The organism is Bacillus sp. JKS001846 (genome assembly GCF_900176455.1).
Lineage (GTDB): Bacteria > Bacillota > Bacilli > Bacillales > Bacillaceae_G > Bacillus_A > Bacillus_A cereus.
This window is the reverse complement of sequence record NZ_FWYG01000001.1, coordinates 5,368,800-5,381,351: the sequence shown is the minus strand read 5'-3', so window position 1 is coordinate 5,381,351 and position 12,552 is coordinate 5,368,800. Positions and strand designations below refer to the sequence as shown.

Here is a 12,552-nt window from a genome sequence, read left to right as displayed (position 1 = left end):
AGCTCTGTAGATACAATGATAGAGAAAAGTTCGGGTAAGACTATAAAACATATCTTTAAAATGTTAAAGTATTAATTTAGCGGACAATAACTAAAAGGTTAGATTAAACATGATAATTTAAAGCAGGTTATAGCATAAACTTTAACCGCTGAATAAATAATCAACATTTCAGGAGGAAACCCAATGGCAATGAGCAACAACGATATATTAAAAAGAGTACGATACGCTTTAGATATAAAAGATATAGATATGGTAGAAATCTTTAAACTTGGCGGGATGGAAGTAACGAAAGAAGACGTAGTTGATATGCTTACAAAAATAAAGAGAGCTCCTCAGCATGAAGCTGAAAATGATGAGGTAGCTGAAGATGAGTACGTAAAAACATGCGATATGATGATGTTAGAGGCATTTTTCAATGGATTTATTACTTTAAAAAGAGGAAAGCAAGATCCGAAACCAGGGCAGCCTGCACCTGTACAGAGCAAGGAGAGTGCCAATAACCTTCTTCTAAAGAAAATGAAAATCGCACTATCTTTAACGAGTGAGGATGTACTTGATATATTAGATAGCGTGGGCGTTACGGTAACAAAAGGAGAGTTAGGCGCTCTGTTAAGAAAAAAAGGCCATAAAAATTACAAAGAGTGCGGCGATAGATACGCAAGGAATTTCATTAAAGGATTAGCTGTAAAGTATAGAGGATAATGAGTTCGTTAAAGCAGTAAATGATATAATAGGTAGAGTAGGACGTTCGTATCCTACTCTTTTTTATTTGTAAAAATACTATGCTAGGTGATGAAATGGTACATACATATTTAGGTGAGACAATTAATTTTCATATAACTTATAAGAAGAAAAAGTCCGTGCGTCTTTTTGTAGATTCGTATGGAAATGTAGAAATACAGGCTCCGAAAGGGACACCTGTTGAATACTTAGTCCAGTTGCTAGAAGAGAAGTGGGGTTGGATTCAGACAACACGTAAGGAAATGCAGGAGCGAGCGCATGGACCACAGGAAAAGGATTATGATCAAGGAGAAGGCTTTTTGTATTTAGGGAATACGTATCCGATACAGATTTCTCAAGACGCAAGCATCGAGCAAGACAACGCAGTATTTGAAGGGGATAAGTTACATATTTATGTGAAAGAGCTTAAGGATGAGAAAATACAACAAGCTTTAAAACGATTTTACTATAAGCAGTGTAAATCTTTAGTAGAGAAGAGTATTAAAGCGCATCAAAGTAATTTCAAAACAAAACCACGTTCTATTCGTATTACAGATAGTAGTCGTACTTGGGGTACTTGCGATTCGAATTTACAACTAACATTCAATTGGAAGCTAGCAATGGCACCACAGCGAGTAATTGACTATGTAGTTGTTCATGAAATGTGTCATATGGTTCATTTAAATCATGATCGATCGTTTTGGCGTCTTGTCGGGAAAATCATGCCCGATTATAAGGAAATGGAGAACTGGTTAGCTTTATCTAGTTGGAAGATGACGGTTTAATGTTGCGCTTTGTATAGGTTGCAATTATTGTCAATCTTTGTCGGTAAGTCGATATATTTCGAAAATCGCTGATATATTTGAAGTTGCGCCGATATATTTCGAAAATCGCTGATATATTTGGAGTTGCGCCGATATATTTCGAAAACCGCCGATATATTTGGAGTTGCAATCGATATGTTCAATGAAGAGAAAGTAAAAGGAGATGTCATAGCAGGCATCTCCTCTTTTCGAGTATATAGATTAGCGTCCAAACATCACAACAAAATCCCCATCCACTTTCGCCATCTCATACCCACGATACCCCTCCGAAAGCAAAGCCTGCTGTCCACTAGCATCACTCATTAGAATACTTTGAACATCCGTCCAATCTCTTTTCTTGTCTTCACGCAATTCCTTCACAAAAACATACCGCAGACTACCACCATACTTTTCCTTCAGCGCAGCAATCTCCATTCCTTGCGCAAATTTATCCTTCAAACTCGGGATGTTAAAAGGAGCAACGGTGCAGCATACATAATCATATTTGCTATCTTCTTTTTGCAATTCTTCCATAATGACTTTTGCTAATATTTTTTGCATACCATTTCCTCGGCAGTTCGGATGAACGTTTGAGATTTCTTGATAGATGACGCGGTGTAGTTCACTTTCTGGCAAACCAATATCAAGCCCTAAATGTTCATCGTCGATAGGAGGGACGAGTAGAGCGCGAAATGCGATGAGTTTGTTTTCGATAAAAGCACCGATCATCATGCCGTTTCCTTCTAGAATGTATTGAAATTCTTCTTGTGAGAGTGGTTGTAAACGACGTTTATCTTCTAGTGCTTCAACTACGATGTTTTGTAGTGATAAAATTTGTTCGATGTGCTCTAGTGATAGTAATGTAACGTGAAATGATTCGTTATTTTGTTTTAATGTTCCTTCGTATAGAACCGTCATATGATAGTCCTCCTTTAGCGTACAACGTCTTGAAAGACGGTTAGTTCTTGTAGTGTATCTTCGTTTATTTCAATGCCGAGTCCGGGCTTTTCGTTTAAGCGAATGAATGGTACATCGTAATGTAAGTTTCCAATGTCTTTTGTGAATTTTAATGGCCCTGTTAGCTCTACGCTCGTAATGATTTTCTTTGAGAAAGCGACATGGAATCCTGCGGAAGAGGCAACAGATGATTCGACCATTGATCCCACTTGGCATTCAATGCCGGCCATTTCAGCTTGATGAGCGAGCTTTACAGCTGGATGTATGCCACCGCATTTCATTAGTTTTATATTCACTTTATCAGCAGCTTCTAATTTAATAATTTGGCGCATTTCACGAGAACTTTTTAGTCCTTCATCAATCATAAGCGGGAGGTCTGTCTTAGAACGGATATGAGCCATGGCATCAATATCGTCCGCGATAACAGGTTGTTCAATCCAGTCAATGTTTAAATGTCCTAATGAACGCAGTGCTGTTAATGTGTTTGCGCTATTTTTCCAGCCTTGGTTTACATCAACGCGAATAGCGATGTCATTTCCTACACGTTCTCGTACAGCTTCAATACGTTTCACATCTTCTTTTACATTCGTACCAACTTTCATTTTGAAAGATTGGTAACCTTTTTGAATCATAGAAGCAGCTTCTTCAGCCATATCTTCAGGATCGGCAATACTTAAAACGTGAGTGACAGGGAATTCTTCATGATAGCGCCCGCCAATTAATTGATATACAGGTTGATTTAGTTTCTTGCCCATTATATCAAAACAAGCAATATCAATTGCAGCTTTCGCTGTTGGAACACCGTAAATTGTATTGTCCATCATGTCGTGTATTTTTTCGATATTCATTGGATTTTTCCCGATTAGAGCAGGGGTTAGCGTATGTTTTAAAGTATGGAAAGTACTTTCCCATGATTCACCTGTGACGTGATCATCAGCAACGCCTTCACCGTAACCGATAATACCTTCATCTGTTTCCATTTTGACGATAATAGAGGGCATATCAGAATAAGATCCATAACTAATAACAAACGGATTGCGAAGCGGTAAACGAATTGCGTAAAGATGAATAGCTGTAATTTTCATTGAATAGAAACCCCTTCCTGTTTACAATAGTTTTGTACATTTGATATAATTGACGTTAAATGGTCGTTAATTAATGATAAGGAGTTAGAGAAAATGATGATAAAAATTGCAGTTGTCGGTTCAAAGGAGTTTATGGAGAACCTTTTTCCTATTGCTCAAAAATTAGAAGGAATAGAAATTGATCCATATATTTACCTTCATCCGGCGGAATCTTCTGAATTATTAAAGTGTCTAAAGCCTTGTGATGTCATCTTTTTCTCAGGTGCGTTACCTTATTATATGGCAAAAGAAATAAGAGAACAATTACGAATTCCAAGTACATACTTACAGCAAGACGAGACAACTGTCGCATCTTCAATTCTTTCTATCATGTATCATCAAAGTATTCAACCACATAACATTTCCATCGATTTAGTAGACCGCTCGTTTATTACAAATGTGTTCCATGATATTGGTATAAAAGAAAGCCCGCAAGTGTTGGATTATGAAAATATGCTGTGGAGTAAAGATGAAATAAATAGAGTTATCGATTTTCATGTAGCTAAATATCAATCTGGAGAAGCTCATTTAGCTTTAACTAGTATTCACGCTGTTTACGACGAGCTTCAAAAAATAGGTGTTCCTTCAGAGCGCATGATTGATCCAACACAATCCATTATACATGGTCTAAAAGATGCAAAAATAAAAGCTGAGTTAGCAAAAAGCTATTCAGCTACTGTTGGTGCTTGTATTATTTCTTCCCTAGAATTACGAACGAGTTTGCTTGAAAAACTAGATGTCATTTCAAAAGAACTACGTGGTTCATTTAAACAAGTGGATGAAATGACATGTATTTTGTATACAACTCGTGGTGATATCGAATCAATTATTAAAACAAATGCGATAGATAACTTGTTTGCGAGCGTAGAAGGAACGATAGCTATTGGATTTGGTTATGGGAAAACCGTGAAAGAGGCGGAGCAAAATGCAAAAATTGCTCAAAGTTTTGCAAAGAATAATCCAATAGATCGTTGTTTTTATATACTAACAAGTGATAAAGATTTGTTTGGTCCGTTCCCGAAAGAACAGAGAGTACAAAGTTTGAAAAATGATAATCCGGAACTAATGAAAATAGCGAAGGAAACGAAGCTTAGTCCCGCGAACTTGTCAAAAATCATTCAATTTAGTCAATCGCATCCGTCATTGAAGTTTACAGCAGCTGACCTTTCTGAGTACTTACAAGTGACTCGAAGATCGACAGAAAGGTTGTTAAAGAAATTAGTTGATTACGGGTATGCTCATATTTGCGGCGAGGAAATGCCCTATCAACAAGGGCGACCTCGCGCACTATATGAACTGAATTTACCGCTATTTTTAAGCTTCTAGTTGAGCTTTTTGTTTCTTTAGTAATTCTGCTTTTTCAATGTCTGATAGTTTTACAATTGTGAAGCCTGTTATGCCATAAATGATTGAGATAATAGGTACGATGAAATTCAAAATAGCATAAGGGGCATATTCAAATGCACCTACGCCAAGTGTAGCGAGAATAAATACACCGCACGTATTCCAAGGAACGAAGACAGAAGTTAATGTTCCGCCATCTTCTAATGCTCTGGATAAGTTTTTTGAATGTAGTCCTTTTTCTGTGTATGCATTTGCGTACATTCTTGAAGGGACAACAATTGAAATATATTGTTCAGAGCAAGTAAGGTTTGTTGCAAAACAAGATGCGATAGTAGAAGCGATAAGCCCTTTTGCTGATTTCGCTAACTTTAAAATTTGATTTACAATTGAGCGAAGAATACCTGTATGTTCTAATACTCCTCCGAAAGTCATAGCGACAATTGTCATAGAGACTGTATTCATCATCGAATCTAAGCCACCGCGGTTAAATAGTTCGTCTACTAGCTTGTTTCCAGTGTCTATAACAAATCCAGCTTGGAGTGCACCGACAGATGCTGAGACAGAACCACCTTGAATAAAGACTTGTGATAAAAATCCTAAAATAATACCGACGAGAATCGCTGGTATAGCAGGAACTTTTTTTGCGACCAATACCATAACGACTACGGGTATAATGAGTAGGAAAGGTGAGATAACAAAGTTTTGTTGCAATACTTGTAACGTTTGATCGATGCTCTTCGCATCAATATTGTTAGCGCCGAAGCTTCTTCCTAAGAGCGCGTAAACGATAAGAGTAATAATTAAACCTGGAACTGTAGTAAATAACATATGACGAATGTGTGCGAATAAATCTGTATTTGTTAATCCTGCGGCTAGGTTAGTTGTATCTGAAAGCGGTGACATTTTATCGCCAAAATAAGAGCCTGAAATAATGGCACCAGCAACCATTGGAGCTGGGATTCCCATACTTAGGCCAATTCCCATTCCAGCAACACCAATTGTCCCCATTGTAGACCAAGAGCTACCAATTGCTAATGCAACGATAGAACAAATGACGGTAATGGAAACTAAAAATAGTGATGGAGTTAAAAGTTTTAAACCGTAATAAATCATCGTTGCGACGATTCCACCGCCAATCCAAGCACCAATTGTTAAGCCAACAAGAATAATAATGACGATAGCAGGTAATGCAAGACGAATCCCTTTATACATTGCTTCTTCAAGATCATTCCATTTGTAACCATAACGCCAAGCGACAATAGAAGCAACGGTTGTACCGATAATAAGTGGAACGTGAGGGGTTTGTTTTAATACAACAATTGTAACCATCATAACTGCAACGGTAATGATAATAGGGATAATCGCTATTCCAAAAGGTATTTCTTTTTTCATAAAGTTCCTCCTTGTTACGTATGTTTGTTTGTATTTTTAGAATTGTCGTAAAATAGACGTTTATTAGGTTATGATAACTAAAAGTTTATGTAAGCGTCAACATAAAAAACAGAAAATAAGGAATGTTCTAGTTGTTTGTTTAGTTTGTAATATAAGTGCAGAGTAAGGTTTTTAAGTATTTAAAAATAAACAATTGACTTTTTTCTTAAAATTCAATATGTTCATAAAAACATCTGTTTTTCATAAGTATAATTAACCCGAATCGTTTGTAATGTGGGAAGGAGACTGGAACGTTGAAAACATTAGAACTACAAGAGCGCTTAACGGAGATTTTTCAGCATTTACACGAAAACCCTGAAGTAAGTTGGAAAGAATATGAAACGACAGCGTATATTACTGACTTTTTAAAAGAAGAAGGAATTTCATATAGAACATTTGATGATTGTCCAGGTGTAATTGCTGAGATTGGAGGCGGGAATCCAGTTATTGCGATTCGTGCTGATATGGATGCACTTTGGCAAGAAGTAAATGGAGAATTTAAAGCGAACCATTCATGTGGCCATGATGCTCATATGACCATTGTAATGGGACTTATTTTACAATTGAAAAATATGAGATGGAAAAGTGGTATGGTTAGATTTATTTTTCAGCCGGCAGAAGAGAAGGGGAATGGTGCTTTGAAGATGGTGGAGAAAGGTGCTGTAGATGATGCTGATTTCTTATTTGGCATCCATCTAAGACCAATTGAAGAACTATCTTTGAAACAAGCAGCCCCATCTATTCGCCATGGAGCAGCAGGATTTTTAGAGGGTATGATTCATGGGGAGGATGCACACGGGGCAAGACCACACCAAGGTGTGAATGCAATTGATGTCATTTCCATGATTAATATCGGTTTGAAAAATATTTGGCTGCCACCGCAAAGTTCCTATTCAGTAAAAATGACGAGATGCCAAGCAGGTGGTGATAATTTAAATATCATTCCAGGAAATGGTCATTTCAGTTTAGATGTAAGAGCTGAGAGTAATATACTATTAGAAGAATTAAAGAAAAAGATTGAGCATGTAATAGAATCAGCTGCATCGATGGGGTCGAAAACTTCATACGAATGGATGGATCTTGCACCAGGAGCAGAGGTTTCCGAAGAAGCAGAGCGCTTTATGCGTAAAGGTATTCTCGAAGTGTATGGGGAAGAGAGATGCACAGGGCCTCTCTATACGACAGGAAGCGATGATTTCCATTACTATACAGTGAAAAGACCACATTTAAAAGCTGTCATGCTTGGACTAGGAGCAGACCTACAACCTGGATTACACCATCCGTATATGAGGTTTGATCATAGTTGTATTATGGATGGGGTAGAAATATTGAAACAAACTGTATTGAAAGTGTTAGAAGACAGGGGCTAAAGAGCTCCTGTTTTTTTGGCGTGAATTGTCGGTAAATCGATATATTTGAAAAATCGTTGATATATTTGAAGTTATGATAGATATATTGAGAAAATCGTTGATATATTTGAAGTTACGATAGATATATTAAGAAAATCGTTAATATAATTTCACGTACCTATTAATTTGATGAAAAATGAGCCTCCAGTACATGGTGTATAATAATAAGTACCATTTTTTAATAGGAGAAAACGAATGAACGAACAATATTACGATGCAGTTTTACATATAAAAACAGTCGGTGAGCAAAAAGGGTTTAACAAGTCTATGCATTATCACCGCTACGAACCGACGCCGTATAGCGGGTTAGATGAGTTATTGAATCAATATGAAATACGAAGTAGCGACCGAATTGTAGACTTTGGGTGCGGAAAAGGGCGATTAAACTTTTATATGCATCATAAATGTGGGGCTTCAGCAGTTGGAATTGAAATGAATGAAGAATTTTATAAAGAAGCGATGGATAATCGAGATCGTTATGCCCGAAAGGCACGAAACAGTAAGGGGAAAATTCAATTCCAATGTTGTTTAGCGCAGGAATATAAGATTGATCCACATGATAATAGGTTTTATTTCTTTAATCCATTTTCTGTGCAAGTGTTTATGAATGTAGTAAATAAAATTTTGCTTTCAGTAGAAAATACGGGGAGAGAAGTGGATATTATTTTATATTATCCTTCTGAGGACTATATTTTCTTCTTAGAAAATCAGACTGCGTTTGAGCTGAAGAAAGAAGTTAGATTGCCAGGTGCTTATGAGAAGAATGGGAATGAGAGGTTTTTAGTTTATACATTAGGGTAATAAAAAAACAGGTGCCAAGGCACCTGTTTTTTATTAGTTACGGATTAAGTAATCAAATGCACCTAAAGCTGCGTTTGCACCTGAACCCATAGAGATGATGATTTGTTTGTACGGATTATTTGTACAGTCACCTGCAGCAAACACTCCTGGTACGTTTGTAGCGCCGTGCTTGTCTGTTACGATTTCACCGCGAACGCGTTCAACTGTTTCGCCTAACCAGTCTGTGTTTGGCACAAGACCGATTTGTACGAATACACCTTGTAATTCAACGTGATGAACTTCTTCAGTTTCACGATCGATGTAAGAAATACCGTTTACTTTATCAGTACCAGTGATTTCTTTCGTTTGAACGTTTTTCAGAACAGTTACGTTTGGTAAGCTGTTAAGACGCTCTTGTAATACAGCATCAGCTTTTAATTCTGGCATGAATTCAAGAACAGTTACGTGCTTAACGATACCTGCTAAGTCGATAGCTGCTTCAATACCAGAGTTACCTCCGCCGATAACTGCTACGTCTTTTCCAGTGAATAATGGACCGTCACAGTGTGGGCAATATGCTACACCTTTATTTTTGAACTCAGCTTCACCTGGTACGCCAACATTACGCCAGCGAGCACCTGTAGAAACGATTACGCTCTTACTTTTCAGAATAGCGCCGTTTTCAAGTTCCACTTCAATAAGTTCTTTTTTCTCTAAACGTTTCGCACGTTGTAGATTCATTACATCGATGTCGTATTCTTTTACGTGTTCTTCAAGGCTTGCTACTAGCTTAGGACCTTCAGTCTTTTTTACGCTGATGAAGTTCTCAATGCCCATAGTATCCATTACTTGACCACCGAAGCGCTCAGCAACGATACCAGTGCGGATGCCTTTACGTGCTGCGTAAATTGCTGCACTTGCACCAGCAGGGCCCCCACCAACAACAAGAACATCGTATGGATCTTTATCAGAAAGCTCTGATGCATCTGGACCGTTACCCATTTTAGCTAAAATTTCTTCAAGTGTCATACGACCGCTTCCGAAAGATTCGCCGTTTAGGTAAACAGTTGGTACTGCCATGATGTCTTTGCTTTCTACTTCCTCTTTGAATGCAGCGCCATCAATCATAGTATGTGTAATACCAGGGTTAAGAACGCTCATTACGTTAAGAGCTTGTACAACATCAGGACAGTTATGACAACTTAGGCTGATATAAGATTCAAAATGATATTCGCCTTGAATGTTTTTAATTTGATCGATTAATTTTTGTTCGACTTTTGGAGCGCGTCCACTTACTTGTAGTAAAGCTAACACTAATGATGTAAATTCGTGTCCTAATGGAATACCAGCGAATACGACACCAGTGTTTTCACCAGGGCGGTTTACGCTAAAGCTTGGTGTTCTCTCTAATTCAACTTTTTCTACTGTAATCTTAGATGACATAGTAGCTAATTCGTCTACTAGAGCTAACATATCTTTAGATACGTTATCGTCTCCTGCGCTTACCTTAAGTAAAATATCGTTCTCCATTAATTGAAGGTATTGGGATAGTTGTGTTTTTATATCTGCATCTAGTATCATTTTGATCGAACTCCTTAGATTTTGCCTACAAGGTCAAGGCTTGGTTTAAGTGTTGCAGAACCCTCTTGCCATTTAGCTGGGCAAACTTCACCTGGGTTGTTACGTACGTATTGAGCAGCTTTAATTTTGTTAACAAGAATGCTTGCGTCACGGCCGATACCATCAGCATTGATTTCCATAGATTGGATAACGCCGTCTGGATCGATGATGAATGTACCACGAGCAGCAAGACCTTCTTCTTCCATTAAAACGTTGAAGTTTGTAGTGATTGTGCGAGTTGGGTCACCAATCATGATGTACTCGATTTTGCCGATAGTTTCTGAGCTATCATGCCATGCTTTGTGAGTGAAGTGAGTGTCTGTAGATACAGAGTATACTTCAACGCCTAAGTCTTTTAGAGTTGCGTATTGGTTTTGTAAGTCTTCAAGTTCAGTTGGGCAAACGAATGTGAAGTCAGCTGGGTAGAAACAAACTACACTCCATTTTCCTTTTAAACTTTCGTCAGTAACTTGGATAAATTCTCCATTATGGTAAGCATTAGCTTTAAACGGTTTTACTTCTGTGCCGATTAATAACATGTTAAAATTCCTCCTAAATGTTGGTTTTGAGCATCAAAAAATAGTGTGCTCATAAAATATATTTTTTAATTAACTATAATAATTCTAATTCGATATTAATTATCATATAGAAGTGGTTATTTTGTCAAGAGAATAAACCAACTTTATACCAATTTAATTAATATTTATTCTCAATTAAGGCTAACAGGGAATGGAAAGGTAACTTTAAGTTTATAAATTTTCAATGATTGTTTGAAAGAGTAGTGTGTATGTTAGAGATATGGTGTAAGTGTAAATTCTTAGGAAGGAAATATTTCTTAGAAGTTATGTATTTGAAAAGGAACTGCTTATTTCTATTTTACAAAGAATTGTGCGATAAATAAAATAAAATGAATCGAAATCTTTTTGAACAATTTTTGTCATCTCAAATATATAATTAGGAAGTATATTACGCTGATAGTTAGAAACATTGACTCAAAGTGCTAACAAGATATAATAAAACCTAGATATACCTTTCAAAAAGAAGAATACATATTTATAGGATGAAAAAATTCAACCTATTATTTTTTATAGCTTTTAGAAAACGCTTACAATTGGTGTGGAGGGGAAACCATGTCTAAGTTCACAAAGTATTTTTTCATGGAAGCTAGCGATGTGATTGCATATGTGAAAGAGAAATTATCTAGGTTTGAACATGCAAAGGGGCTAAAGTGTAAAGAAATAGGTGATGGCAATTTAAATTATGTGTTCCGCGTTTGGGATGAAAAAGAGAACATGTCTGTCATCGTAAAGCAAGCTGGGGATACAGCTCGCATTTCAGATGAGTTTAAGTTATCGACGAATCGTATTCGTATAGAATCAGATGTTTTGCAGTTAGAGAATGAGTTAGCACCTGGACTTGTTCCTAAGGTGTATTTATTTGATAGTGTGATGAACTGTTGCGTAATGGAAGATTTATCGAATCACACAATATTACGTACAGCACTTATAAATCATCAAATATTTCCGCAGCTTGCTGACGACTTAACTACTTTTATGGTAAATACACTTTTATTAACATCTGATGTTGTAATGAATCATAAAGAGAAGAAGGAACTTGTGAAGAATTATATAAATCCTGAATTATGTGAGATTACAGAGGACCTCGTATATTCAGAACCATTTACAAATCATAATAAGCGTAATGAGTTATTTCCTTTAAATGAGGGATGGATTAGGGAGCATATTTATAGTGATAAAGAGCTTCGTATGGAAGTAGCGAAACGTAAATTTTCTTTTATGACGAATGCACAGGCATTGCTTCATGGTGATTTACATACTGGTTCTGTTTTTGTAAGAGATGATTCTACAAAGGTTATTGATCCTGAGTTTGCTTTTTATGGACCTATGGGATATGACGTTGGGAATGTAATGGCGAATTTAATGTTTGCTTGGGTGAATGCAGATGCAACGATGCCACCTGGAGCTGAGAAAGATACGTATATGGATTGGTTACAAACTACGATGGTAGAGGTAATTGATTTATTTAAGAAGAAGTTTTTAGATGCTTGGGATATTCATGTGACCGAGATTATGGCGAAGGAAGAAGGCTTTAACGAAGTATATTTACAATCTGTATTAGAGGATACAGCTGCAGTGACAGGTCTTGAATTAATCCGCCGTATTGTTGGATTAGCGAAAGTAAAAGATATTACTTGTATTGAGAATGAGGAAGCACGTGCTAGAGCGGAGCGAATTTGTCTTAAAGTCGCGAAGAGTTTTATTTTACGAGCGAATCAATATAGAACAGGTAGAAGTTTTGTAGAAACGTTAAAAGAACAGTCAATGCACTACGCGGAGTAAGGGG

At 36.9% G+C, this 12,552-nt stretch carries 11 protein-coding genes; 6 read left to right on the top strand and 5 right to left on the bottom strand.

What is annotated here, in order from left to right; all coding sequences use genetic code 11:
* Window positions 1-183: 183 nt before the first annotated feature.
* Complete coding sequence (locus B9A45_RS28565; protein ID WP_084065566.1) at window positions 184-702, top strand: YehS family protein; 519 nt, start codon at window positions 184-186, stop codon at window positions 700-702.
* 95 nt (window positions 703-797) lie between these two features.
* Complete coding sequence (locus B9A45_RS28560; RefSeq protein ID WP_053513275.1) at window positions 798-1,505, top strand: M48 family metallopeptidase; 708 nt, start codon at window positions 798-800, stop codon at window positions 1,503-1,505.
* A 240-nt stretch (window positions 1,506-1,745) separates the two neighbouring features.
* Here B9A45_RS28560 and B9A45_RS28545 read toward each other — a convergent pair whose 3' ends face one another.
* Both B9A45_RS28545 and B9A45_RS28540 read right to left on the bottom strand, forming a co-directional pair.
* Entirely contained in the window at window positions 1,746-2,441 is a 696-nt protein-coding gene (locus B9A45_RS28545; protein WP_084065564.1) for an N-acetyltransferase, read from the bottom strand.
* 14 nt (window positions 2,442-2,455) lie between these two features.
* Window positions 2,456-3,565, bottom strand: coding sequence for a mandelate racemase/muconate lactonizing enzyme family protein (locus B9A45_RS28540; RefSeq protein WP_000704490.1), 1,110 nt, complete (start codon window positions 3,563-3,565; stop codon window positions 2,456-2,458).
* Window positions 3,566-3,658: 93 nt separating this feature from the next.
* On the opposite strand from B9A45_RS28540, the gene B9A45_RS28535 reads away from it, so the two are divergent.
* Entirely contained in the window at window positions 3,659-4,930 is a 1,272-nt protein-coding gene (locus tag B9A45_RS28535; protein ID WP_000972811.1) for a hypothetical protein, read from the top strand.
* Here the strand turns inward: B9A45_RS28535 and nhaC are convergent.
* Window positions 4,919-6,340 carry a Na+/H+ antiporter NhaC gene (gene nhaC / locus B9A45_RS28530; RefSeq protein ID WP_000711520.1) on the bottom strand — a complete coding sequence of 474 codons (1,422 nt, stop codon included), beginning with the start codon at window positions 6,338-6,340 and terminating at the stop codon, window positions 4,919-4,921. The two genes, B9A45_RS28535 and nhaC, sit on opposite strands and share 12 nt — an antisense overlap.
* A 293-nt stretch (window positions 6,341-6,633) precedes the next feature.
* On the opposite strand from nhaC, the gene B9A45_RS28525 reads away from it, so the two are divergent.
* Together B9A45_RS28525 and B9A45_RS28520 are read left to right on the top strand one after the other, a co-directional pair.
* Complete coding sequence (locus tag B9A45_RS28525; RefSeq protein WP_000853511.1) at window positions 6,634-7,749, top strand: M20 peptidase aminoacylase family protein; 1,116 nt, start codon at window positions 6,634-6,636, stop codon at window positions 7,747-7,749.
* A gap of 234 nt (window positions 7,750-7,983) precedes the next feature.
* A complete protein-coding gene (locus B9A45_RS28520; protein WP_084065563.1) occupies window positions 7,984-8,589 on the top strand; it encodes an SAM-dependent methyltransferase in 606 nt (201 codons plus the stop codon).
* A 33-nt stretch (window positions 8,590-8,622) separates the two neighbouring features.
* Here B9A45_RS28520 and ahpF read toward each other — a convergent pair whose 3' ends face one another.
* A complete protein-coding gene (gene ahpF / locus B9A45_RS28515) occupies window positions 8,623-10,149 on the bottom strand; it encodes an alkyl hydroperoxide reductase subunit F (protein ID WP_000599508.1) in 1,527 nt (508 codons plus the stop codon).
* 14 nt (window positions 10,150-10,163) lie between these two features.
* Complete coding sequence (ahpC, locus tag B9A45_RS28510; protein WP_000924420.1) at window positions 10,164-10,727, bottom strand: alkyl hydroperoxide reductase subunit C; 564 nt, start codon at window positions 10,725-10,727, stop codon at window positions 10,164-10,166.
* A 591-nt stretch (window positions 10,728-11,318) separates the two neighbouring features.
* On the opposite strand from ahpC, the gene mtnK reads away from it, so the two are divergent.
* Window positions 11,319-12,548, top strand: a complete 1,230-nt coding sequence (mtnK, locus tag B9A45_RS28505; RefSeq protein WP_084065562.1) for an S-methyl-5-thioribose kinase — start codon at window positions 11,319-11,321, stop codon at window positions 12,546-12,548.
* Window positions 12,549-12,552: the final 4 nt, after the last annotated feature.